Source organism: Actinocorallia longicatena (assembly GCF_039534125.1).
Lineage (GTDB): Bacteria > Actinomycetota > Actinomycetes > Streptosporangiales > Streptosporangiaceae > Actinocorallia > Actinocorallia longicatena.
Genome location: NZ_BAAAUV010000001.1, coordinates 458,156 through 482,309 on the forward strand (window position 1 = coordinate 458,156; position 24,154 = coordinate 482,309).

The following is a 24,154-nucleotide window of genomic DNA, read 5'->3' on the forward strand; positions in this document are numbered from 1 at the left end:
GAACGCCGGCGCGCCGTCATCGCGTTCCGGGGCTCGGGGTCATCGCGTGCGGGTCAGGTGGTCGGTGAGGGCGAGAAGGAGGTACAGGTTCGGGATGCCGTCGACCGAGCGGAAGACGATGGCGCGCCTGCCGACGTCGACGCAGAGCGTGCCCTCCTCGATCCTGACCTCGACCTCCCCCCAGGACGCGTGGCGGCGCCCGTCCCGGATCCCCTCCCCGGTGACCTCGATCGGCCCGAACGCGACGGCCTCGCCCGCCTCCAGCCGCCGCAGCGCGTCCGGCAGCCGGGCCGCGGTCACCGACTGCTGGATGTGCACCCCCCACACCTCCGGATCGTGGAACTCGCGCCCGATGCGGACCTTGCCGCCCCCGGGCTTCCGCAGCGTGTAGACGTGGGTGAGGACCCCGCCGTAGGAACGGTGGCTGATGATCTCCTGGAGAACGGTCATCGAGTCCCACCGGAAGACGTGCTCCGCCCGGCCTCGCACCACGACGACCAGGCCGTTGTCGAAGATGTGCAGTTCCATTCCGGCGTTGTGCGAGTCCACTGTCCGGTTCGTCAGCAGTCCGAGCACTCCCACCCCCGCGACGGGAACGCCGACCACCAGCCAGAGCAGCTCACCCGACACCAACCCGATCACCAGGGGCACGAGACCGGCCACCGTGACGACCATGGTCCGGGCTCCGATCTCCCCGGTCCGCGACCGCGGCCCGTAGGAGGCCCGCGGCCGCCCCAGCCCCTCCCCTGCCGCCGCCGCCCGGACGGCCTCACCCGGCACGGGCGGCTCCCGCCGCTCGGTCTCCGCCATGACCACTCCCCAAAAAGACGAAAACGTCTATTTATCTTACAAGCCAGAAAGGGGATTCGGCAGGCAAAGGCGAAATGGTCGGCAGGAGGGCGGGCAGTTCGGGGAACGCCTCGTAGGCACCGGAAGCCTGCGGACGTCGCGGATCCTCAGGACGTCGGAGCCGTTCCTGACCGCCTCCGCCGCGACGGGTCGGCACCGGCGAAGTCACCGTGGGCGGAGGAGTGTTCGGGGGGCGAGCGCCCTCACGGGACGGACGGTGACCGGTGGCTGAGGACGGCGGCTTCGGAGCGTGCTCGGGTGGCGGTGGCGGCCTGGCCGAGGGCGTCGGCGAGGCGGGCCTGCTGGAGCCAGTTGAAGGGGCTGCACGGGCGCACGCCGATGCGCTCGCTGATCAGGGTCCGGGCGAGGTCGTGGTCGCCGCCGCGCAGGGCGGCCTCCAGCAGGGTCTTCTGGACGGCGTCGCGCTGGGCGTGGCTGCCGCCGAACTCGTTGATCCGGTGCCGGATCGGGGCCAGCAGCGCGATCACCGAGGCGTACTCGCCGGAGGCGTAGGCCAGCAGGGCGCGGGCGACGGGCAGGCCGATGTCGGCGGTCATCGCATGGTTGCCGACGCCGGGGTGCGGCTCGGCCAGCCAGCGCGACCGGGCCTCGATCAGGTCCGAGGCGGCGGAGATCCGTCCGGCACCCAGATAGGCCATGATCGCGTGGACGTCGTTGAACGCGTAGTGCGGGACGGCGACCTTGGGCTCCCACGCGTCGGCGAGCGCGGTCCAGCGGGCCTGCTGTCCGGTGTCGCCGAGCAGCAGCAGCCGCCAGAGCAGGGCCGAGCCGTCCAGCAGTTCCATCGCGGTCGAGCCCACGGCGATGGAGGCGTCGTAGATCTCCAGGGCCCGGGCGGTGTCGCCGCTTTCCAGGGCGAAAACGGCGTAGTGCCACCAGTTGTGGACGGCCAGGAAGTTGCCGGTCCCCCAGTCGCCGACCCGCGCGTCGTAGAAGCGCCGCCCCTCGGCGAACCGGCCGCGCATCTCGTGGGTGTGGGCGACGGCGTGCACGGCCCACACGTCGGACGGGTTCAGCTCAACCGACCGCAGCGCCACCTCCTCGGACCGGTCGTAGTGCCCGGCCTCCTCCAGCCCGAAGCCGTACATGCCCAGCACCGGCCCGAAGTGCTCGTCGTCGGCGCTCCACGAGGTGAGCACCCCGCCGACCCGGTCGCGCAGGGACCGCGCGTCACCGGTGAGGAAGTCGATCTGGTGGCCGACCGCCAGCGCGAGGACGTCACGCGGACCGGCACCGGCCAGCACCGCGCCCGCTCCGTGGATGTCACCGTCGAGCCAGATCCGCGCCGCGTGGAGGTGCAGCCGCTCGGCGGGCAGGAACGCGTCCTGGTCGGCGGAGGCGGTGTAGGCGTCGAACGCCGCCCGCGCGGCCGCCGCGTCGTCCGGCTCGGTGCCCATCAGGCCCAGGTAGGCGGCGAACACCTGCGGCATCGGCGCGGTCGGATCCGCCTCCAGCGCGGCCTTCGACTCGGTCAGCAGCTCCTCACGGAAGTACAGCAGGCCGTGCACCGCCGCATCGAAATGCGCCACCGCCTCGTCCGACCCCGTGTACGCCAGCCCCTGCCGATCCGTCGCCATGCACCCCGCCTCAGCTCGATGTCCACCCTGGAACCGACCTTACGGCCCGGCCCCCGACCCTGACCCGACGGCCTCCAAAAGACTCGGGAAAACCCCGCGGCGCAGGGCCGAACGGAACGGCTGAACCGTGGTCCGGCGTCACCCGTACCGCTGCCGACGGACGATGGCGAAGGGTGGGGCTCGGGTGCGTGGTCGCGGAACGGTGCGGGTCGTCTGCTGGGCCGCATCGCTGGTGCTCGTCGTACCGCTGGCCGCTCCGGGCGTGGCGGGTGCGGAACCCGCACCGTCCCGCACGGAGCTGACGGTGCGGGAGAAGAAGCTGGTCGACGAGCTGGAGGTGCTGGGGGAACAGCACAACGGGCTGACCGTCCGGCTCCAGCGGGCCAAGCGGGCGGCCAAGGTCGCCCGGGACTCCTCCGACCAGGCCCAGACGCGGTTCGAGGAGCTCCGCGGCGACGTGGCGAAGCTGGCGGCCCAGTCCTACATGAGCGGGAGCCTCGACCAGGTCTCGGCGCTGGTCGCCACGGACGACCCGCAGCGCCTGCTCGACCAGTACTCGGCCCTCAACTACCTGAGCGTCCAGGGCAACGACAGGCTGACCGTCGTCCTCGGCGCGCTGCAGCGGGTCCAGCGGACGCGCAAGGCCGCCGATGACCGGATCTCCCAGGTCGGACTGCTGACCAAGGAGTCCGACGGCAAGCGCAGGAAGATCGAGGTCCTTCTCAGGAGCGTCCGCAAGAAGCTCGGCAAGCCGCCGGCCTCGCCGAAGGACCCGCCGCCCAACGTCCAGCCGGGAAAGGCCTCGGCGAAGGCCATGAAAGCGGTCAACGCGGCACTCGCCCAGCTCGGCGTCCCCTACTCCTGGGGCGGCGGCAACGCGGCCGGCCCCAGCTTCGGGACCGCCCAGGGAGCGAACATCAAGGGCTTCGACTGCTCCGGCCTGACCCTGTACGCCTACGCCCAGGTCGGCATCAACCTCCCGCACTACACGGGCGACCAGTGGAAGATGGGCACCCGCGTCACCCGTGCCCAGCTCCAGCCGGGCGACCTGGTCTTCTTCCACTCCGACCTGCACCACATGGGCCTCTACATCGGCGACGGCAAGATGGTCCACGCCCCGCAGACCGGCGACACCGTCAGGATCAGCACCATCGACGACCGCCCCTTCACCGGCGGCGTCCGCCTCACCTGACCACCGCGCTTACGGCTACTGCCTGGCCGTTCAGGACGGGACCACGACGATCGGGCAGTGGGTGCGGTGCAACAGGGCGTGGCTGACCGAGCCGAGGAGCAGGCCGGTGAAGCCTCCACGGCCGCGGGAGCCGACGACCAGGACGTCCGCCCGGGCGGAGGCCGCGGTCAGCGTCCTGACCGCACCGCCGTGGACGACATCCTCGATCACCTCGACGTCCGGGTACTTCTCCCGCCAGCCCGCGAGAGCCTCCGACAGGACCCCGGCCTCGTCTTCGGCGGCCAGATCCTCGTCATGGCCGAACGGCTGCAGAGCGCCGGGGCCGGCCGGAACCGGATGGGTCCAGGCGTGCACCGCCCGCAGACGCGCATTCCTGCGGGACGCCTCCTCGAAGGCGAAGGCCAGCGCGGGCTGCGCGGTTCTCGCCGAATCGACTCCCACCACCACTTCGAGCGTCGCACCCGGTTGGAGCCGGCCGACCACCGCCGTCGGGACGGAAGCGTGCGCGACGACCTGGAGGCTCACCGAACCGAGCAGCAGCCCGGAGACCTCGCCGAGCCCGTGCCCTCCCACCACCAGGAGTTCCTGTCCCTCCGCTTCACGGAGCAGCCCCTCGGCCGACCCGCCCGGCACCAGCCCGGTCTCCGGGCCGAGATCGGGAGCGATCTCAGCGGCCCGCTCGGCGGCCTGCTCCAGCAGGTCCCGGCCCCCATCGCGCAGCACCTCCCGCATGGCCTCGATCTGCGGCTCGGCGGAGGGCTCCAGGATCCAGGGCGCGATCGCGTAGACGATCCGCAGCTCCCGGCCTCGGAGAGCGGCCTCCCCCGCCGCCCATTTCACGGCGTCCATCGAGGCCGCCGACCCGTCGATCCCGACCACGATCTTCTGAGTGATGTTCATGCCTCAACAGTGCCGCCTGGCGGCCTCGGAACAAAGGACAAAGGTCCTCGCCTCGCGTGCGGGACGGCCGGGTCAGAGCAGCACGTCCTCGGGCGGGCGGCGTCTGGTCGGCGGGGCGGGCGGGCCGTAGCCGATACGGACCACGCCCTGGACGGCGAGGCCGTCGTGGCCCAGCAGGTCCCGCAGGGCCGGGTCCTCGAGCGGCTGGGTGAACAGGCAGGTCTCCAGGCCGTGCCGGACGGCCTCCAGCAGGACGTTCTGCAGAGCCTGGCCGGCACGCAGCCAGTCCTCGGGCCCGTCGCCCGCGGTGGAGAGCGTGGCGAGGCAGGGCTCCCGCTCGAACTCGGCGGTCCGGCGGCCGGGGGTCTCACGGTCCGCGGCGAAATCGCGCAGCGGGAACGCGGCTCGCGCGCTCCGGGGCCCGACCGCGTCGAGGAAGACACCGTCCTCCCGGTAGGGGTCGTCGGTGGTCCACCGCCGCAGCTCGTCGCGGTGGGCCGGGTCGGCGCGCATCCGCGTGCCGGCGGTTCTGGCCAGGCTGAGCAGAGCGTCGCGCTCCGGATCGCCCGCGAACTCCAGGACGGCCCGTTCGCGGCGCGCGGCCTCGGCGAGGGCGGCGAGCCGTGCCGCCGCCGGGACGCGGTCCTCGAAGGGCTCCCTGTTGGACCGGCGGCGGCTGATGGCCTCGTACAGCTCGCGGTCCTCGTCGCGGACCGGTGCCGCTCCGTCCGCCAGGACCGTGGCCACGTGCGTGGAGCGGCGGGGGTCTGGCATCAGCACGGTGCGGGGCGGAAGTCCGCTGCGCCGCATCGCGATCCGCAGGTTCATGATCGCCGCACCGAGGCTGAGGTGGAGTGCCCTGCCGCGGAGGTCGGCCGACGGCAGGCGGCGGGTCAGGTCGGCGTGGACCTCGATTCCCCCGGGCACGGGCCGGAACAGCCACGGCTGGGTGTTGTGGAGGGACGGCGCCCTGGTGGCGGCACCGATCCAGTCCATGATCGTCATGGTCTCTTCGAGGGACGGCATCATCGGCTCCTCTCGTGGCCTTGCCAGCAGCATCCCCGCATGCCGCCGCGCCCGTGGCAGGCCAACGTCCCGACCGGCGGGGACCTTCGTCCCCCGGAGGAGCGGGTGTCCGCCGATCTCAGGGGGTGATGACGGCCCGGCCCAGGAGGGTGCCCGCCTCCAGCCGTCGGTAGGCCTCGACGGCCTCCGCCAGTGGGAACGTGGTGCAGGCCGTGGTGAGCAGGCCGCGGGCGGCGAGGTCGAGGACCTCCGTCAGCTCCGGCCGGGAGCCCCAGTAGGTCGTCTGGACGGACACCTCGTAGGGAAGGGCGAAGAAGGAGAACGGAAGGGTTCCGCCCGCGATCCCCACGAGCGTCAGGTCGCCGGCGGAGCGGACGACACCGGCCGACAGGGCCAGGGTCGCGTCCGCGCCCACGAAGTCCAGCACCACGTCCGCGCCCCGGCCGCCGGTCGCCGCGCGGATCCGCTCGGCGGCTTCGTCGCCCGGGGACAGGGCGAGTTCGGCGCCGCTGGTCTCGGCGAGCCTGAGCGCCTCTGGACGGCTGTCGACGGCGACGATCCGGGCGGCGGTCGTCGCCTTGAGGATCTGGACGGCCAGGTGACCGAGGCCGCCCACGCCGATGACCACGGCCGTGCTTCCGGGCGTCAGTTTCTCCCGCGACCGGCGGATCGCGTGGTAGGGCGTGAGCCCGGCATCGGTGAGCGGTGCGGCGGCCACGGGATCGAGGCCCTCGGGCAGCGGCACGAGGTGACGGGCGTCCGGTACGAGCATGAAGTCGGCCATGCCGCCGTCCAGCCCCAGCCCGCAGCCGCCGGACGGGACCGGGGCACCGGCGGGATCCTCGCAGTAGCTGTCCACGCCGAGCCGGCAGCGGATGCAGGTCCCGCAGCCCCACGCCCCGTAGACGGCGACGGGCTGGCCGGTGCTCAGACCGCGCACGCCGTCACCGAGCTCGTGCACCCAGCCGGTGTTCTCGTGGCCGAGGGTGAACGGCGGCCCCCACGGGAGCAGGCCGCCCTCGAAGTCCCGCATCAGATGCAGATCGGAGTGGCACGCCCCCGCCCCGGCGATCTTGATCACGACCTGGCCGGGGCCGGGCGACGGGTCGGGGACCTCGACGAGCTCGGGGCCGGACTTCCATTCCAGCAGGCGCAGCGCACGCATCCAGGGCCTCCTCGACCGGAGCCGTTCGGTCGCTCCTGTCCCCACCGGCCGAAGCCGCACGTCGAGGGCCGGAGTTCCGCTCCTGTCCCATGCTTACGCCCGCCGGACGGGCCATTCCTAGGCCCTCGGCGGATACTGCATCTTGGCGGCGGTGGGTCTTGTGCCCCGCCGGAAACGTGCGAAGGCCCCGCCGGAGCGGAGCCTTCGCCGAAGGAACGGTCACCTGGTGATCGGGTACTTGCGGACGAAGGGGAGCCTCCCCCACCAGCCGCCCAGGCCGAGGGTGTCCCCGGCGTCGACCAGGGCCAGGCCGACCAGGACGGTGGCGTAGATGAGGTGGTCGTCCATGAGGACGTTGTTCTCCGGGGGCAGGACGGCGCTCCACATCATGACCAGCAGCAGCGCGCCCGCAGCGGCGGCGAACCGCATCCCGATGCCCAGGATCAGCGCGGTGCCGATGCCGAGCAGCCCGAGCATGAACAGCCAGTCGACGATCGCGTGGCCCGCGAGGTCGTTGTAGAAGCCCTGGAACGGACCGGCCGCGGCCTTCGACAGGAACCCGCTGGTCGGGTGCCCGCCGTCGATCCACGCCTGGGCCTTGGCGGTCTCGTGGCCGAGCCCGAAGGTCTTGTCGAGGAACGCCCACAGGAACACCCAGCCCAGCGCGATCCGGGCGATCGCCCAGACATAGCGGACGGCGGGAGCCTCGGTGAACGGGGAGGTCCGGATGAAGTGGTGCCGACGCTCGGTGGTGGCCATCTCAACTCCTTGGGGGGTCCTTTTTCCTGCGTTTCGAGCATCCGCCTCAGAGGCCTTCGGGGGCTGCTGCCGGAGGTCACCCCTCGATGGGACCTCCGTCCCCTCCTCGACGGGACCTGTCGCACTGACCCGTTCCGCTCACGGACGCGAGCCTGGAGAGACGGCACTGAGGAGGCGTGATGAGGAGAACGACCGTCGGGGACGTGATGACCCGGGACGTGGCCAGGGTCCTGCCGGACACGGCTTTCATGGAGATCGTGAAACTGCTCGCCGAACGCCGGATCAGCGGCGTCCCGGTGATCCATCCGGTCGACGGGCGGCCGCTCGGCGTCATCTCCGAGACCGACCTTCTGGCCAAGGAGGAGTACAAGTCGCCGGAGCTCGACCGGCCGTCACCGGCCGAGACGTGGCTGCGACGCCGCCAGCGGGACAAGGCCGAGGCCTTCCGCGCCGCCGACCTGATGACGGCCCCCGCCGTCACGGTCACCCTGGAGACGACCGTCATCGAGGCCGCCTGCCTGATGGACTTCCACGGGTACAACCGGCTGCCCGTCGTCGACCGCCGGGGGCGTCTGGCCGGCATCGTCGCCCGCTCCGACCTGCTGAAGGTCTTCCTGCGCCCCGACGCGGAGATCCGTGAGGAGATCTCCCGGGAGGTCCTGGAGTACTACCTCCGCCAGGATCTCAACCTCCTCACCGTCCGCGTGAGGGACGGCGTCGTCGAGCTCGACGGGCAGGTCGACCGCAGGAGCCTCATTCCGGTCGCCGTGCGCCTGGCCTCGGCCGTCGAGGGCGTCACACGCGTCGTGGAGAACATGACCTTCGTCGACGACACGGCCGACGCTATGCGTTGCGATACCGATACGAATCGTGGCGGTTTGCCGGACAGAAGCGGATTGGGGGGTGTCGACTGAGGGCGTGAAAGACGACGAGGGACTCTTCCGCGCGCTGCTCGAGGCGGCGCCCGACGCGATGGTGATCGTCGACGACGCGGGCGTCATCGGCCTGGTCAACGCCCAGACCGAGACCCTCTTCGGCTACACCCGCCACGAGCTCCTCGGCCAGCCGATCGAGATGCTCATCCCCGAACGGTTCCGCGGCCACCACCCCCTGCACCGGCACGCCTACACCGGGAACCAGCAGGTCCGGCCGATGGGCGCGGGCCTCGACCTGTACGGGCTCCGCAAGGACGGCCACGAGTTCCCCGTCGAGATCAGCCTCAGCCCCCTCGAAACACCCGACGGACTCGTCGTGTCCGCCGCCGTCCGCGACGTCAGCGAACGCAAGGCGGCTCAGCAGCGGTTCCGGGCCCTGCTGGAGGCCGCGCCCGACGCGATGGTAATCGTCGACGACACGGGCGTCATCCGTCTGGTCAACGCCCAGACCGAGACCCTCTTCGGCTACACCCGCCACGAGCTCCTCGGCCAGCCGATCGAGATCCTCGTCCCCGAACGGTTCCGCGGCCACCACCCCGCCTACCGTCAGGGCTACGCCGGGAACCAGCAGGTCCGGCCGATGGGCGCGGGCCTCGACCTGTACGGGCTCCGCAAGGACGGCCACGAGTTCCCCGTCGAGATCAGCCTCAGCCCCCTCGAAACACCCGACGGACTCGTCGTGTCCGCCGCCGTCCGCGACGTCAGCGAACGCAAGGCGGCCGAACAGCAGGTCAACGAGCTCGCCCTGCTGGTCCAGTCCTCCCACGACGCCATCCTGGTCAAGACGCTCGACGGCACGATCACGTTCTGGAACGCCGCCGCCGAGCACATGTACGGATACACCGCCGCCGAGGCCATCGGCTCCCCGGTGAGCATGCTCATCCCCGCCGGGCTCGACGGGGAGCTCTCCGACCTCCTGGAACGGCTCGGCAAGGGCGAGCACATCGAGCACCTGGACACCATCCGGGTCGCCCGCGACGGCCGGGGCCTCGACGTCGACGTCACGCTCTGGCCGGTCCGCAGCCGCGACGACACCATCATCGGCGGCTGCGCCATCGTCCGCGACATAGGAGAACGCAGGCGCGCCGAACGTGAGCTGACCCGCCTGTACGAACAGCAGCGGCATGTCGCGCTCACCTTGCAGCGCAGCCTGATGGGCACACCCGCCCAGGTGCCGCGGATCGAGGCCGCCAGCCGCTACCTTCCCGCCACCCAGGGCGCCGGCGTCGGCGGCGACTGGTTCGACCTCATCGCTCTCGCCGACGGCCGCATCGGCGTCCTGATCGGCGACGTCATGGGGCGCGGGCTCGAAGCGGCCGCCATGATGGGCCAGCTCCGCTCGGCCGCGAACGCCCTGGCCCGCACCGCCATGCCGCCCGCCAAGCTGCTGCGGACCCTGGACGCCATCGTCGCCGACCTCCCCGACCAGCTCGTCACCTGCTCCTATCTGGTCATGGACCCCGACGCGGGCGAGGTGACGATCTGCTCGGCCGGCCATCTGCCCGTCCTCATCGTCGACGGCAGGACCGTCCGCAGGCTTCCCGCCCCGATCAGCGTCCCGCTCGGCGTCGGCGAGATCCCCCACGAGGAGGCGACGATCACCGTCCCCTCGGGATCGACGCTGGTGTTCTACACCGACGGCCTCATCGAGTCCCGCGGCACCGACATCGAGACCCGGCTCGACATCCTGGCGACCGCCCTCGAAGACGCCTTCGACGGCGGTCTCTCCCTGGAGAAGAGCACCGACAGCGTCCTGTCCTCCCTCCTGCCCGACCTCGAGGGCCACGACGACGACGTGACCCTGCTGATGGTCCGCCTCCCTGCCACCCCTCTCGCCACGGCCGGCACCTATCTGACGGTCGACCCCCGCTCCGTCATCAACGCCCGCCGCTTCCTCTCCGCCACCCTGCAGTGCTGGGACGAGACCGCCGGCTGCGAGGACCTGGCCGGCGTGGCGCTCCTGCTCACCTCCGAGATCGTCACCAACGCGATCCGGCATGCGCAGGGCCCCATCCGCATGCGCGTCCACCGCACCGAACACGACCTCACCGTCGAGGTCACCGACCACAGCCCCCTACAGCCCCAGCCCCGCCGGGCGAGCGACACCGACGAAGCCGGTCGCGGCCTCCAGCTCGTCGAGGCCCTCGCCGACACCTGGGGCACCCGCGCCACCAACAACGGCAAGACCGTCTGGTTCACCAAGTCCCTCTCCCGCTCCTGACGTCGCGCCGAAGATCCTCCGAACTTTCCGCGTGGTTCCGGCGTCCCAGGGGCAGCATCTCGAGACGGAGGGTTCGATCATGAAGCTGCTCGCTGCCGCAGGCTCCGGAGTACTGGCCGCTGGGCTCGCCGCCGCCGTCGCGACACCCGCCCAGGCGAAACCCCCGGCAGCCGCCTGGGACCTCGACGGCGACGGCCGCGCGGACCGCGTCGTCGAGGTGACGGGCATGCTGAAGGTCCATTACACCCGCAAGGGCAACGGCACGAGGCTGATCGGACGCGACATCGTCAAGCCGGTGGCGGCCGATCCCGCCGCCTGCTCTCTCGCCTTCCCCGTCTCGGCCGACTTCGACCGGGACGGCTACGCCGACCTCGCCGTCGTGCACCGCTGCCTGGCGACGGCGGGAAAGTGGGACGGCCCCCTGGTGACGGTCCTGTACGGAGCGCGCAAGGGCGTGACCGGCAAGCGAGTGAGACACCTGCCGCAGCCGGACGGCGAACTCCTCGTCCGCGAGACGTTCGGCCTGGTGGCCGCGGACGCTACCGGCGACGGCCGTCCCGATCTGGTCGTCCTGAACCGGTTCCATGCCGAGGGCTCCCGCGAGGTGCGGATCTTCGACCGTCTGGCCAAGGGCTCCTCCCACGCGGCCACCGCGGCCTTCGGGGCGCAGAGCCACTACGCGGCCGGCGCGACGGTCGTCTTCGGCGACTTCAACCGCGACCGCAGACCCGACCTCGTCATCTCCGACGGCGACGTCGAGTCCGACGTCAAGACGATCAGCGTCCAGTACGCCCGCAAGTCCGGCGGCTTCGGCCCCTCCCTGCCGCTGGGCCGCACCGAGCGGATCGACCCGATCGCGGCCGACGTGAACGGCGACGGCTTCACCGACCTGGTCGGCGGCTTCATGCCGGGCGACCGCACCGCCAAGGGCCGCACCTGGGTGCGCTACGGCGGAAGGAAGGGCCTCGGCCCGCTGAAGCGCGTCCCCAACACCCCCTCGGGCACCCTGGCCGCCGCCGACCTCGACGGCGACGGCCGCTCGGAGATCGTCGTGGGGCAGTACTGGTCCGCCGTCGACGGCAGGCCCACCGCGGGCTCCCTGGTGGTGCTGCGCGGTTCCCAGAAGGGCCTCACCGCCAAGGGCCGTCAGCGCATCACCCAGAACACCCCGGGCGTCCCCGGCGAGGCCGGCGAGAGCGAGTACTTCGGCAAGGCCCTGACCTTCGCCCGCTACACCGGTTCCCCCCGTCCCGACCTCCTGGTGGGCGCCCCGGGCGAGGGCCGCGTCACCTACCTGTTCCGCGTCAGGAACGGCAGGCTCTCCCTCACGAAGGTGAGGCGCTTCGTCGGTTAGCGGCGGGAGCGGCCTCCGGGCGTGCGAGATGGCGCCGATGCAGAAGCGGACGCCGCGGCCGAAGGCGGTATGGGATCGGATCGCGGGCCGGTCCAGGTCGCCGGGCCGGGGTAGGCGTCGGGCTCGGCGGCTCCCCACAGCAGCATCAGCCGCGATCCGGCGGGCAGGTGAACGCCGCCGAGCCGTGTGTCGCGGGTCGTCACCCGGAACGGGCTCTCCAGGCGGAGGGCCAGGAACCGGTGGCCTTGCGGACGCCCTGGGCACCACCGCGCTGGACCGCCGCCCGGACCGCTCCGGCGATCGCGCCCTGCACGGTCGCGGCGATGAGGACCTCACCAGGAGAAGTCGGTGTCATCGGGACGCGGCGGCTCGTGCCAACCCTCGGTACATCATGACACCGGCTGCTCACCGTCGGAGTGGAGCTTCTTGCAGGCGACCACTCCGGCCGCCGTGGCGACGACCGCGAGCAGCGTCACGCCCTTCCTGCCGGAGGACTCCGTCGCCGGGACCAGGTCCTGGCCCTTCTTCGCCGCCTTCCGCGCGTTCCCGGCCGCCCTCTTCGCCGCCCGCCTGCTCAGGTCGGCGGCTTGGGCGGCCCGGTCGCCGCGCAGCGCGGCCTGCGTGTATCCGGCGGCCTGCCCGAATGCCCGCTGGGCCGCGTCGGCGGACTTCTCCCAGCGCGTCCTGCGGGCACGGCGACGCCGCACCGCCCAGGCCGCGGCCCCCAGCACGGCGGCGCCGCCCATGGCGGCTCCACCGCCCTTGAGCCTCCCGGCGTTCCGGGGGTCCCGGACCGCCTGACCGGCCCGGTCGGCGTACTCCGCGGCCCTGACGGTCGCGGTGGCGAACCCGGCCTGGGCGTTCACCCTGAGCCGTTCCGCGGTCTGCTGAGCACGTGCCTTCACATCGGCCTTGGCCGCCAGGGCTTCGACGGTGTCGCCGAGTTCCCCGCGCGTCTGCTCGATCTCCTCGCGCAGCGCCCGGGTGTCCGAGGAGGAACCCTCATCGGCCTTCCCCGCCTTCGTGGCGCGCGGCGTCTTGGGACGGGGAGGGGAAGCGGTGGCCGGGGTGTCGCCCGGCTGGAATGCCGGATCAGAAGTCGAGTGGGTCATCGTGCGTCCGTTCCTTGAGCTCGTTGAGGTTCTGCCGGGTGGTCACGACGGCTTCCCGGAGCGGCCGCCGGCAGGACCGCCGTCCTGTGGCAGGCGACCGCTCGGAGGCCCGCTCGACCAGCTCGGCCGCCACTCACGATCCGTGCCGTCCGCCATCGCCGTATCCTCCTCCGCCGGTCACGCGCCCAGGCGTCCACGCCGAGGCTGCGCTTTCGTTGCCCCCTCATCACCGTCCGAAACGAGCCGGGGCCGGGTCGGAGCGGTGACAGTAGACGGGCCCGGAGGACACGCGGCCCTCACCGATCTGCTCGGCCGGTGTCGGCGAGCCGCCTCCTGGACCAGGCGACGCGGTCGCCTCCGCTGTGCCGAAGAACAGGGAATCGTCTGGATCCGCATGCCGTCCTCGTCGTTGAGGAGCTGGAGCGTCGCGAGGTGGTCGTCGCACCGGAGGACGTCGTCCGGTGCGGACAGGACGCCCTCTTTCATGAAGCCGAGGGCGCGGCGGGCGAACTTCAGCGACAGCTTGGCATCCGCCATGTTGACGATCGGGCCCAGTGCACAGGGGATCCCTCGAAGTACCTGCGCGAGTGCCTGGTCACGCCCTGGCAGCTGCTGAGGGAGAGGTTCTGCTGGAAGGCGCCGGTCACGAACGCCTGATGGGCACGGCGCGCGGAGCCGTTGACCGCCGGTGCCCGCAGGGCCGAGCCGTCCATGATCGCGTCGAAGTGCGCGATGAAGGCCCGCTTCGCCTGCTCGGCCGCCGGGCCATCGAACAAGGGGGCCAGTTCGGAGACCTGGGCCCGGATGTTCTCCACGACCTCGGTCGCGAGCGCGCCCAGCTCGGGTTCGATGGCCCGTCCCAGCAGCGTGAACGGAAAGAGCGGGGCCGGTGCCGAGGCAGAAGTGAGTGAACGGGACTCGTTCATGAACCGTCCTCGACAGGCCGGGCCGTCAGATGAGGTAGAGGGTGAGCAGGGTGGTCCAGAGGATCGCGAGCCAGGCGTCGGTGGTGTGCCTGAGCCAGCGGGGGGCGTGGCGGACTTCCATGAAGTAGCGGATGATCAGGCGGCCCTTGATGGCGGCGAGGACGACGATGACGGCGACGAGTTCCTTGCCGACGGTCGTGGTGGCCTCCGACTCGCCGGGGGTGAGGAGCCAGGCGAGGACGGTCGCGGCGGCCAGCACCGCCCAGGAGACGCCGATGGCACGTTTGTCCCGCTTGGAAGCTTCCGTGGTGGTGGGGGGCATGGGTCACCTCATCAGGTAAAGGAGGGCGAAGATGACGACCCACAGCAGGTCGATCATGTGCCAGAACAGGACGCTCTGCTCGACGATGGTGGGCCGCTGTCTGCCGACGGCGCGCAGTTCGCGGAGGGCGACGCCGAGGACGAGGAGGCCGAGGGCGAGATGGACGAGGTGCAGGCCGGTGAAGACGTAGTAGTAGCTGAAGAACTCGTCGTGGATGGTGCGGCCGTGGCTGAGCCCGTCGTGCCATTCGTAGATCTTCAGCAGGACGAACAGGACCCCGCAGCCGCCGGTGGCCCACAGCAGCCGCCGGGCACCGTCGAGTGCCCCTTCGCGGACGGCGATGACGGCACGGGCGGCGAACAGGGAGCTGGTGAGCAGGACGACGGTGTTGACGACCCCGACGCCGATGTGCAGGTGCCGCTGGGCGGCGGAGAACTCCTCGACGGACTGGGCGCGGAAGACCATGTAGACGATGAAGTAGCAGCCGAAGAAGAACAGGTCTCCCAGGACCATCACCCACATGTCGATGTCGCCGGGCAGGCGCCGGTCCCCGCCCTGGGCTTCGGTGCGGGCGGTGGTGGAGACGGGCGGCTGAGGGCTGGGCGGATGGGGGCTGGGCGCGGTCATCGTGAGCCCTCCGGCTCGTACAGGGCGGGGGTCTGGGCGGATTCGCGTTTGGCGGCGATGCGGAACAGGGCCAGGAAGCAGGTGATCCAGACGCCGAAGATGACGAGGGCGAGGTAGAGGGTGATCATGCCGTTCCAGGCGAACGCCCCGGACTTGTACAGCCACATCTGGCTGGCCAGGAGCTCGGTGACGATCTGCCAGATGGTGACGTAGGCGAACCACTTGGGGAAGATGTGGTTCTTGTCGTAGATGACGGCGATGGCGACGACGGTGTAGGCGGCGGTGAAACAGCCCAGCGACCCGTTGTAGGACAGCATCCCCAGGTCGTAGAGCATGTAGAGGATGCGGGGCTCGCGGTCGGGACGGAAGACCGCGGTGAGCCAGCACACCAGGATGACCTGGAATCCGGGGATCGCGCCGACGCCCATCGTGGCGATGTAGGCGTAGGCGAGCATCTTGCCCGAGGACATGCGCTTCATGAAGTAGCCGACGATGCCGTTGGCGATGGCGGCGCCACCGGCGATCATCAGCAGGAACGTGAATCCGATCTGGATGCCGAGCTGGTGCTGGTCGAACCAGGCCGCGGCCTGGGCCTGGCTGACGTCCGGGCGCGGCGGAGGAGTGGCACGCCCCAGGAAGCAGACCCCGATCGTCAGGGCGAGGTAGAAGATCGTGAACGCCCAGTAGACGATCCAGACCTCGCGTTTGCCCGCCTTCTGCGGGGCGGCGGACCCGTCGGCGGGGAGCGTGGCCGTGCTGGTCATGACGGCAGCCCCTCCTGCTCGGCCTGGCGGCGCAGGGCGGTCCGCAGCAGGAAGAACATCACGATGACGAACGCCGCGAACGCCGTGTTGCGCAGCCAGAACGAGATCAGCCCGTCCCAGGCGAGCGGGCCGTCGCGGAAGACCGCCGCGCCGGCCGAGGGCAGCATGGCCACCGCGGTCGCCAGCGCGTAGTGGCCCGTCCAGCGGGGGAAGACCGGCGCGCTCCGGTCGTCGGCGTAGACGGCCAGCGCCAGCAGGACGAACTGGCCTACCAGCATCCCGATGGGCGCGATGAAGATGATCCAGGCCATGTCGTTGAGCACCTGGGTCAGGTCGTCACCCCGGTCGGGACGGAAGGCGGCGACGGCGAAGAAGATGTTCGACAACGCGAACAGGGTCGCCCCGGCCACCACCGCGGTGAGGTAGGAGAAGGCGTAGATGTGGCTCTCACTGCGCATCCGCTGCATCTGCACCATGATCAGCACGAAGAACGGGACGATCAGGATGCCCAGCAGGTTGAAGCCGACCATGCTGAACTGGATCATCCCGGTGTTGTCCCGGTAGAACTCCCCGACCTCGGCCGCGCTCATGTCCGGCGACATCGGCGGGAAGAAACCGGGAAACGCCACGAACAGCACCAGCAGGACGAATGCCAGCACGGGCGCCGACCACAAGATCACCTGCTGAGCCCGCATCGCCGAGACGGCCTTCTCCTCGGCCTCGGTGAGGACCTGCATGCCTTGCTCCCTTCTCCAAGCGAGAACGACATTCTCTTCTGACGTGAAGAGGCTTGCCGCAGCCGTAGCATGGCCCGATTTCTGACGACCGTCAATAATAGGGATGGGCTAAGGTTGGCCCCTATGGGCGGAAATACGACGGAGACAGGTTCTGACCAGCGTCAGGGACGGAGCGTCCCGGTGCGGGCACGATCGCACATCAGCCGGGCCGCGATCGTGCAGGGAGCCCTGGCGCTGTGGCGGACCAAGGGATTCGCCGGCACCACCGTCACCGACATCTGCAAGGCGGCCGGGGTCTCCAAGGCGCTGTTCTACGTCTACTTCGCCCGCCGCGAGGACGTCCTCATGGAGATCGAGGTGTTCACCATGCGCGACGCCCACTCCGCCGCCGAGACTCTCGCGGCCCGCCCGTACGAGCTCGTCGACCTGATCGAGGCCGTCATCGACGTCCTGGAACAGGGAATGCGCCGCTACCCGCCCGACCTCGTGTTCGAGGCCGTCATCGAGTCCTACCGGATCGAACGCCGCGCCCTGGCCGCCGGAGCCACCGACGCCGACCTCTCCTTCCTCTTCCTCCAGCCGTTCCAGCAGGCCCACCGCGACGGCAAACTCCCCGCCGACCTCGACATCATCCAAGCCGCCCGAACCGCCCAGATCCTCGTCGGCGACGGAATCCGCTCCTGGGCCGCCCGCAACTGCGACCGCCCCCTGGCCGCCCCCCTCGCCGCCGAGGTCGCGGTCCTGATCCTCGGCCACCGCCCCTGAACCCGACGCGACGTCAGAGCCGTCGCTCTCCGGCCAACTGACCATCGGCTGTCGGCCCGGCGGCGCAATGCGTGCTGGGTCCTGCCGATGACGAAGGAGCGGAAGGCCCGCCCACCGGTATGGGTTCGAACCCTGCGGCTCTCAGGTGAGTGACCTGGCCGAGGTGCAAGAAGGACGCGAGTGCCGACCTTCTCGTCAACGCCGTGGGCGTAGAACAGCCCACCGCCGCTCGCCGGAATTCCGCGTGGCGGCCGACCCGTCCACCGGCTCGTACCACATCGCACTCTGCGGACCGAGGATCTGGTGGGCGGACACCACGGTCTGCCTCCGGCGGTCGATCGCTAGAAGGGTCCGATCGGAGAGCGGCGTCGCCGGACTTGCTGGACCGCCCACGCTCGATCTTGGTGGAACGTCCCCAACCATCGAGAGGCTTGGTCCGCTACGCCTTGCTCCGCACCACCTGACCTGCGGGTGGCGGTCCGGGCCGGATTGGCCCTACGATCTCCGTCACCTCAAGATCTGGAGCCGATTTGTCCCTTCGTATCCTGTCCGCCGTCGCCCTGACGACAGCCTTCTGCGCCCCCGCGCATCCCGCGGCCGCCGCCGACCCCCTGTACACGGCCATCGGCACTCCACGGGCGGACGGAGGCCTCGACCTCACCGGCAATCTGCGGGGCAACGTCCCCGGTCACGCCGGGCTGGCCTGGGCCGACCGCGGCGAATCCTTCTCCCTCCGCGGACAGCTTTTCTACGAAGACCCGGTCCTGCACAGGTTCCAGCCGCTCCCCGGCGCCCGTCTGACCGTCACCGAACACCGCTGGAACCAGGCCCCGATCCCCCGCGGCGATATCACGAGCGGACCGGACGGCACCTTCACCCTGTCCGGCCCGGCCGACCAGCGCAACAGCAGCTTCACCGTCACCTTCGCCGGCACCGACCGCTACGCCGCCACCACCGCCCGAGGCGATTACAACGCACTCTGGCCCACCCGCTTCTACGGTCTCAGAACGTGTTTGAGAGCTGATTGTTTAGAGGTGTTCGAGGGGTCGTGGTCCGGGGCGGGTGGCGGGGTGGCCGCGGGTGATGCGGCGGGTGATCTGGTCGATGGCGGCCCAGCGGATGAGGGCTTCGCTGGTGGTGGGGTGGCGTTCGTAGTCGCGGGCCAGGCGTCGTCGTAGGAGGAGCCATCCGTTGGTGCGTTCGATGACCCAGCGGCGTGGGTGGACTTGGAAGCCTTTCTGGCCTGGGGGTTTGCCGATGATGTGGAGGGTGAGGCGCAGGACGTCGGCCGCCCAGGTGACCAAGCGTCCGGAGAATCCCTGGTCGGCGAACACGGTCCGGCAGGAGAAGAACAGGACCAGGCCAAGCAGCAGGCTGGTCGCTCCCGTTCGGTCCTGGACCGAGGCGGGACGGACCATCACTGCCAGCAGTAAGCCCTGGGTGTCGGTGATGATGAACCGTTTACGTCCGTTGATCTTCTTCCCTGCGTCATAGCCGCGGGTGTCGGCCCCGACGGTGTCGGCGGCGTCGACGGTCTGGGAGTCCATCACCGCGGCCGACGGCTCGGGGTCGCGGTCCAGGTCCTGGCGCAGACGGCGCCGCACCACGTCCACGATCTTCTCGGTGACGCGGCGTTCCTCCCAACGTTGGAAGTGCCAGTAGACCGTCTGCCAGGGCGGGAAGTCGACCGGCAGGTACCGCCACGCGCATCCGGTCTGGTTCACATACAAGATCGCATCCACGATGTCCCGGCGCGGATGCTTCTCCTTACGGCCGTCCCAGTGCGCGGCTGGCAGCAGCGGCTCGATCAACGCCCACTGCGCGTCCGTCAGGTCCGAGGGGTAGGTGGGGCAACGCACCCACCACACCTAGCATCACGTGCCGTAGCAAGACGGTCACATGTCAAACACGTTCTCACTGGCAAACGAGTCCTCGAAGGCCGCAAGGGCAAGAAGCACTGGACGGTCCACCTCCAGGGCCGCATGCAGCGCAAGGTCCACGGAACCTGGCTCTCCTTCACCAACAAGACCAAGGACCGCGGCCCCTGCAGCATCGGCATCCAGTACCGCCTGCCGAACTCCACAGCCTGGAAGAACCTCCGCGGCATCCCTTGCGAACGGCTCACCACGAAACGCTTCGACTACACCGCCACCACCAAACCCCGCACGGCCCACTGGCGCCTCTACTTCATCGAGCCCGCCACCCAGAAAACCGCCTATTTGGGCTCCCAAACCCACCGCTCCTCCCTGAGCAAACCCGTCTACCTCAAAATCCCCAATCACTGACCCACCCGGCCCACCACTCCAAAGAACGTCCGCACCCGACCCAGCCTCGCCTCTCCCGAATGAGATCCGACGAGCTCATCCACGCTGCGGCAACAGCCGAGAACGATTTCATCAAAGCCGCCCGCGATGAACTGATCGCGTCTGAGGCGATCACTCCTCGCGTCGTCCCGGCCACCAGATAGCTGCCAGATGATAATCATGCCGAGCGAGCTGTGGCGGCGTCGGCGGTTCCAGTCGCCGCGAGTAGGTGTCGGTTAGGAGATTGCGACACCATGATCTCTAGCGAGACCGGCGAGGCCGTCGGCGTATCCCTGGCCGACGGAGCGCAGTCGCCATGCGCCTTGGCGGCGGTAGAGCTCGGCGCAGATCAGGACGGTTTCGGTGTCGGCGTCTGAAAGGAGCGCACGGACAGTGCCGTCCCGCTCGGTCACGGTGAGCCGGACGGATCCCGGTGGTCCGCTCGTCACAACAAGTACAGAGGAGACGTCGGTGGCCAGCCGGCTGGGATCGATCTGGATGCTCTTGCCAGAAGCGTCTAGGACGACCGCACCATCGGGTGAGGCGGGCTGGTTGTAGAACACGAAGTCGGTGTCGGCTCTGACCTGCCGGTCAGAGCCGAGGAGGAGCGCACAGGGGTCGTGCTCAGGCGATGGCAGAGCGAAGTCGAAGCGCAGAAGCCCTCCGGTGACTCTGACATTCTGGCCGTTCCGCAGCTCGTCTGGCTGCGGGGCAGGATCGGTGCCCGTGCTCGGAGAGGTGCTGTCCGGCCTGGGGTCGTGCCAGCCCTCCGGAGCGGTGATCCGGGCCTCTATCCCGGCGTGCTCCTTGAGTAGGAAGAGCAGGTTCGCTCCATCGAGCAGTTCGATCGGTTTGTTCTTGGCGAAGTCGTAGGAGGCCTGACCGTATCCGCTGGTCGTGACGAGAATGCCCTTGGAGGCGCCCTCATTCTGGAGGGTTCCGTAAAGGTCGCGGACGGCCGAAACTCCGACCGTGTTCCGATATCGCTTCGCCTGGATGACGACCTTGCCTCCCATGATCGGGCGGGGATCGTAGGCCACACAGTCAACGCCTCCGTCTCTCGACGCTCTGGTCTGGCGCGTCTCGAGTCCCATTCGGGCGAAGAGGTTAGAAATGAGCCCCTCAAACTCGGTTGGGCTCATCTCCAGGAGGTTGGGCCGCTGGTCCAGCTCGCCGAGAACATCGGACTCCTCGATGAAACGTGGGTCAACCATGGTGAACTCCAGCACCGGCCGGACCGGCACGAGTTCAGCGGAGTTTCGTGAGACCCCGGCGCCCAAGTGCTTAAGGCATGCGGCCGGCTCGACCCGGGCCAGATCGAGTTCTGAGAAGGTCTCGCGTGTAGTACGGAGCGTGAGGAGACACGGCCGAACCGGACGTCCGGTGGCCGCGTCGATGGTGCTCACCATGCCGTTGAAGACAATGGTCGCCACCTGCCTGTCAGCGTCTGCCGTAAGGATGTCCCGCACCACCCGCAGAGCGACCTGACCGACCACGGAGGTGTACTGGGCTTTGATCTGCGTGGCCGGGCGAGCAGTCTCGGTGATCGAGTCGGAGGTCTTCACGTAGCGATAGTTCTTCGCGGTCGGAACGACGTCGATCGGCGGCAGTTCGTACTCGACGACGAGTTGAGCCGATTCCGGAACGTAGGCCAACCGCCATTGCTCGGGGAGACCTTCGGGGTATTCGGCGGCGGTGAGGACCAGGTCGAAGTAGGCGACGATCGCCTGGGGTCGACCTTCAGCGAGTTCTCGCTTGAAGGCGTCCACCTCCGCATGTTGCTGTCGTGCCTGTTCCATCACTACCGCGGCCCGCTCGGAATGCCGCCGCTGGAGTTCGGCAAGCCGTGCCTGCCGGCCCTGTTCCCGCCGGGCGTGTTCAGCGCATGCCTGCTGATAGGCCATCTGCCCCTGTCGAACTTCTTCTTCGTGGCGAGCCGCGTTGAGGAGCTTGGACAGTCCGGTCAGCGGTGGCGGCATGAACTGCTCAGGCCGGGGCGCTGGTTCGACAGGCCCTGCCGCGCCGAGGTCGAAAGGCCCCACTTCGGCCGGCTGCTTGAGCTTGTCGACGGAGAATCGCGTGTTCCGGCCGAGACCAGAAATAAGAATGGAGTCGAGTTCAGCGATGCGCTGAGCGATCGCTTCGTTCATCGCCACGGCTTCTGCGGCACGAGCTTCGCCATACAGGCGCTTGCGTTCCCTTTCGTCGGCGGCCACAGACCGCTCGTATGCGGCCTGAGCCCGAGCGGCCTCCCGTTGGCCCGCCGCCTGGGCCCTTTGCCTGGCGGCTTCGGCGCGAGCCGCTTCACGCTGCATCCGCGCGACCGTGGCCATGAACCCCTGCCGCCTCGCCATATCCCCCACCCGTCGCCGACACCACCATCGTCAACGATATGCGTCAATACCGACCGACCGGGAAAGCCTCCACCAAAATGAGACCTCCAATGCTTCTGATGCTGTCAGCACACGTCACAAAATACAGATAAAAGAAACAAATGGCACAAAACCACGGTCACGTAGACGTTCTGGCTGTTCGCACGCGATATCAAGATCTATGCTGCGATTCCGGGCCGAGGGATGGGAAGGGCTGGCCGATCGCCACAGGGGCCGCGCAGCCGCCCCTCCCGAACCCCGGCGGAAATCAAGGACAAAGTCCTGGCCGACTACGACCGGCCAGTCGATCCGCGCCACGCAAAAGCCACCAGCGCTACGAACGCGCCGCTCCCGGCGACATGATCCACATGGACGTCAAACATTCGAGCCGTGAGCCGGTTCGCCTCACGGCCGGTCGGCTGACGCCCGGCGGCTTCCGGTATACGGCAACGGCCTCGAGCTAGCGGTCCTTATCGGTGGCCTCGAGGGCCGCACCGAGCGACTCGCCTGCCCGCGTCAGAGGCCCTGATGAGTGCCGGGGACCGCGCGCCCGGGCTCCGGCGTGACGCGTTCACGTGGCCGCGCCGCGGTGGCGGATACTACGAGGATGCGCTTGCTGGAACGGGAGACGGCGACGGCGGCACTGGCCGGGTACGCGGCCGAGGCTCGGCGCGGGGCGGGACGGCTGGTCCTGGTCGGCGGCGAGGCGGGGATCGGCAAGTCCGCCCTCCTCGAGCAGTGCGAACGGGATCTGCCGCAGGCGCGCTGGTCGTGGGGTGCGTGCGACGGGCTGTCCACCCCGCGCCCGCTCGGACCGCTGTTCGATGTGGCCGAACAGCTCGGCGGCACCCTGCTGGAGCTGTCGCGTGCCGGCGCGGGCAGGGACGAGCTGTTCCGCGGGCTCCTGCGCGAGGTCGGCGATCCGGACACGCTCGACGTGGTCGTGGTGGAGGACGTCCACTGGGCGGACGAGGCCACCCTCGACCTTGTGCGCTTCCTCGGCCGGCGACTGCACCGAGCGGCCGTTCTTCTTCTGGTCACCTATCGGAGCGACGGCCTCGCGGCGTCCGACCCGCTGCGCGTCGCCCTGGGCGATCTGGCCGCTCAGCGGTCGGCCCGGCGCATCGACCTGGCACCCCTGTCCGCAAGGGCGGTGCACGTGCTGGCTGGTGGCAGCGCCGCGGACGCCGCCACCCTGCACCGCCTGACCGGAGGCAATCCCTTCTACGTCGCCGAGGTCGTCCGGAGCGGGACGCCCGGGGTGCCCGGATCGGCACGCGACGCGGTCCTGGCACGGGCGGCACGTCTCAGCCCCGCCGCTCGCGAGGTCCTCGACACCGCCGCGCTGACCGGCAGCAGGGTCGAGTCACGGCTGCTGGAGTCGGTGGTCCCCTGCCCCTCCCCCGTCATGGACGAGCTGATCGCCTCCAGTCTCGTCATCTGGGACGACTCCCGGCTGCGATTCCGTCATGAGATCGCTCGTCTCGCCATTGAAGGAGCGGTTTCCTTCCATCGCAGTCGAGGCATCCACGCCATGGTCCTGGCGACGCTGGATGCTCAGGGCTGCGACGACGACGCCCGGATGGCCTTCCACGCCGAGGCCGCCGCCGACCCGCCTGCGGTGGTGCGCCACGCCACCGCCGCCGCTCGCCGCGCGGCTTGGCTGGCCTCCCACCGCGAGGCCGCGGCGCAGTACCGGCGGGCGCTGCGCTTCGCCGCCGACGCTGACGCCGACGCCGCCACCCTGGCCGAGCTGTATGAAGGGCTCGCCGAGGAGGCGGCGCTGCTCGATCAGTGGCAGGACGCCGCCGAGGCCTGCGAACGTGCGCTCCTGGAGTGGCGCGTCGCCGGCGACCGGCTCCGGGAGGGCGACACCCTCCGGCGGCTGTCGCGCATCAGCTGGAACATGTGCCACGGCGAGACCGTCGCCGCCGAGGCCGCGGTGGCCGTCCTGGAACCTCTCGGGCCCGGCGTCGAACTCGCCTGGGCCTACGCCACCCTCGCCAACCAGAAGATGCTGTAGTACGAGCACGACGCGGCGCGGGACCACGCGCAGAGGGCTCAGGCGCTGGCCGAGCGGCTTGACGCCACCGACGTTCTGAGCAGCGCGCTGAACACCCTGGCGGTCTCCGCCTTCGGCCTGGGCGCGGAATGGGAGCCCGGGCTGCGCCTCGCTCTGGAGACCGCGCTGGCCGGACGGCACCAGGACCAGGCCGGCCGGGCCTTC

General features: G+C 70.0%; 22 protein-coding genes. 7 read left to right on the forward strand and 15 right to left on the reverse strand.

Annotated elements, in window-relative coordinates; all coding sequences use genetic code 11:
- Positions 1-39 precede the first annotated feature (39 nt).
- Complete coding sequence (locus ABD785_RS02000) at positions 40-810, reverse strand: DUF6585 family protein (RefSeq protein WP_344821400.1); 771 nt, start codon at positions 808-810, stop codon at positions 40-42.
- A gap of 242 nt (positions 811-1,052) precedes the next feature.
- Entirely contained in the window at positions 1,053-2,447 is a 1,395-nt protein-coding gene (locus ABD785_RS02005; RefSeq protein ID WP_344821402.1) for a tetratricopeptide repeat protein, read from the reverse strand.
- A 184-nt stretch (positions 2,448-2,631) separates the two neighbouring features.
- On the opposite strand from ABD785_RS02005, the gene ABD785_RS02010 reads away from it, so the two are divergent.
- The gene (locus ABD785_RS02010) at positions 2,632-3,639 is read left to right on the forward strand and encodes a C40 family peptidase (RefSeq protein WP_344821404.1); all 1,008 of its coding nucleotides are present in this window, start codon (positions 2,632-2,634) and stop codon (positions 3,637-3,639) included.
- A gap of 30 nt (positions 3,640-3,669) precedes the next feature.
- On the opposite strand, the gene ABD785_RS02015 is transcribed toward ABD785_RS02010, so the two are convergent.
- From ABD785_RS02015 to ABD785_RS02030, 4 genes are all read right to left on the reverse strand, one after another.
- Complete coding sequence (locus ABD785_RS02015) at positions 3,670-4,539, reverse strand: universal stress protein (RefSeq protein WP_344821406.1); 870 nt, start codon at positions 4,537-4,539, stop codon at positions 3,670-3,672.
- Between the two features lie 72 nt (positions 4,540-4,611).
- The gene (locus ABD785_RS02020; RefSeq protein ID WP_344821408.1) at positions 4,612-5,565 is read right to left on the reverse strand and encodes an Acg family FMN-binding oxidoreductase; all 954 of its coding nucleotides are present in this window, start codon (positions 5,563-5,565) and stop codon (positions 4,612-4,614) included.
- Between the two features lie 118 nt (positions 5,566-5,683).
- Positions 5,684-6,730, reverse strand: a complete 1,047-nt coding sequence (locus ABD785_RS02025; RefSeq protein WP_344821410.1) for an NAD(P)-dependent alcohol dehydrogenase — start codon at positions 6,728-6,730, stop codon at positions 5,684-5,686.
- A gap of 219 nt (positions 6,731-6,949) precedes the next feature.
- Positions 6,950-7,489, reverse strand: coding sequence for a DoxX family membrane protein (locus ABD785_RS02030; protein ID WP_344821412.1), 540 nt, complete (start codon positions 7,487-7,489; stop codon positions 6,950-6,952).
- A 179-nt stretch (positions 7,490-7,668) separates the two neighbouring features.
- Between ABD785_RS02030 and ABD785_RS02035 the strand changes: the two genes are divergently transcribed.
- The 3 genes from ABD785_RS02035 to ABD785_RS02045 all read left to right on the forward strand — a co-directional run bounded on the left by ABD785_RS02035 (position 7,669) and on the right by ABD785_RS02045 (position 11,999).
- Entirely contained in the window at positions 7,669-8,403 is a 735-nt protein-coding gene (locus ABD785_RS02035; RefSeq protein ID WP_344821414.1) for a CBS domain-containing protein, read from the forward strand.
- Between the two features lie 4 nt (positions 8,404-8,407).
- A complete protein-coding gene (locus ABD785_RS02040; protein WP_344821416.1) occupies positions 8,408-10,645 on the forward strand; it encodes a SpoIIE family protein phosphatase in 2,238 nt (745 codons plus the stop codon).
- 79 nt (positions 10,646-10,724) lie between these two features.
- Positions 10,725-11,999 (forward strand): FG-GAP repeat domain-containing protein, encoded by a 1,275-nt coding sequence (locus ABD785_RS02045; protein ID WP_344821418.1) that lies wholly within the window; start codon positions 10,725-10,727, stop codon positions 11,997-11,999.
- Between the two features lie 199 nt (positions 12,000-12,198).
- On the opposite strand, the gene ABD785_RS02050 is transcribed toward ABD785_RS02045, so the two are convergent.
- The 7 genes from ABD785_RS02050 to ABD785_RS02080 form a co-directional block, all read right to left on the reverse strand.
- Positions 12,199-12,354: a DUF4235 domain-containing protein gene (locus ABD785_RS02050; RefSeq protein ID WP_344821420.1), complete on the reverse strand. Its 156-nt coding sequence runs from the start codon at positions 12,352-12,354 to the stop codon at positions 12,199-12,201.
- 34 nt (positions 12,355-12,388) lie between these two features.
- Positions 12,389-13,111 carry a DUF3618 domain-containing protein gene (locus ABD785_RS02055; protein ID WP_344821422.1) on the reverse strand — a complete coding sequence of 241 codons (723 nt, stop codon included), beginning with the start codon at positions 13,109-13,111 and terminating at the stop codon, positions 12,389-12,391.
- Between the two features lie 512 nt (positions 13,112-13,623).
- On the reverse strand, positions 13,624-14,037 hold the full coding sequence (locus tag ABD785_RS02060) for a globin family protein (protein WP_344821424.1): 414 nt from the start codon (positions 14,035-14,037) through the stop codon (positions 13,624-13,626).
- A 25-nt stretch (positions 14,038-14,062) separates the two neighbouring features.
- Entirely contained in the window at positions 14,063-14,359 is a 297-nt protein-coding gene (locus tag ABD785_RS02065) for a cytochrome C oxidase subunit IV family protein (RefSeq protein ID WP_344821426.1), read from the reverse strand.
- Positions 14,360-14,362: 3 nt separating this feature from the next.
- Positions 14,363-14,986 (reverse strand): cytochrome c oxidase subunit 3, encoded by a 624-nt coding sequence (locus ABD785_RS02070; RefSeq protein WP_344821428.1) that lies wholly within the window; start codon positions 14,984-14,986, stop codon positions 14,363-14,365.
- The gene (locus ABD785_RS02075; RefSeq protein ID WP_344821430.1) at positions 14,983-15,750 is read right to left on the reverse strand and encodes a hypothetical protein; all 768 of its coding nucleotides are present in this window, start codon (positions 15,748-15,750) and stop codon (positions 14,983-14,985) included. The genes ABD785_RS02070 and ABD785_RS02075 overlap by 4 nt, the downstream gene beginning before the upstream one ends.
- A complete protein-coding gene (locus tag ABD785_RS02080; protein WP_344821432.1) occupies positions 15,747-16,487 on the reverse strand; it encodes a hypothetical protein in 741 nt (246 codons plus the stop codon). Before ABD785_RS02080 ends, ABD785_RS02075 begins: the two co-directional genes overlap by 4 nt.
- A 180-nt stretch (positions 16,488-16,667) precedes the next feature.
- On the opposite strand from ABD785_RS02080, the gene ABD785_RS02085 reads away from it, so the two are divergent.
- Positions 16,668-17,252: a TetR/AcrR family transcriptional regulator gene (locus ABD785_RS02085; protein ID WP_344821434.1), complete on the forward strand. Its 585-nt coding sequence runs from the start codon at positions 16,668-16,670 to the stop codon at positions 17,250-17,252.
- Positions 17,253-18,280: 1,028 nt separating this feature from the next.
- On the opposite strand, the gene ABD785_RS02090 is transcribed toward ABD785_RS02085, so the two are convergent.
- A complete protein-coding gene (locus ABD785_RS02090; protein WP_344821436.1) occupies positions 18,281-19,111 on the reverse strand; it encodes an IS5 family transposase in 831 nt (276 codons plus the stop codon).
- 123 nt (positions 19,112-19,234) lie between these two features.
- On the opposite strand from ABD785_RS02090, the gene ABD785_RS02095 reads away from it, so the two are divergent.
- A complete protein-coding gene (locus ABD785_RS02095) occupies positions 19,235-19,537 on the forward strand; it encodes a hypothetical protein (protein ID WP_344821438.1) in 303 nt (100 codons plus the stop codon).
- 254 nt (positions 19,538-19,791) lie between these two features.
- Here the strand turns inward: ABD785_RS02095 and ABD785_RS02100 are convergent, their stop codons facing one another.
- Positions 19,792-21,888, reverse strand: a complete 2,097-nt coding sequence (locus ABD785_RS02100) for a restriction endonuclease (RefSeq protein ID WP_344821440.1) — start codon at positions 21,886-21,888, stop codon at positions 19,792-19,794.
- 646 nt (positions 21,889-22,534) lie between these two features.
- Between ABD785_RS02100 and ABD785_RS02105 the strand changes: the two genes are divergently transcribed.
- Positions 22,535-23,950, forward strand: a complete 1,416-nt coding sequence (locus tag ABD785_RS02105; RefSeq protein WP_344821442.1) for an AAA family ATPase — start codon at positions 22,535-22,537, stop codon at positions 23,948-23,950.
- The last annotated feature ends 204 nt before the right edge of the window (positions 23,951-24,154 follow it).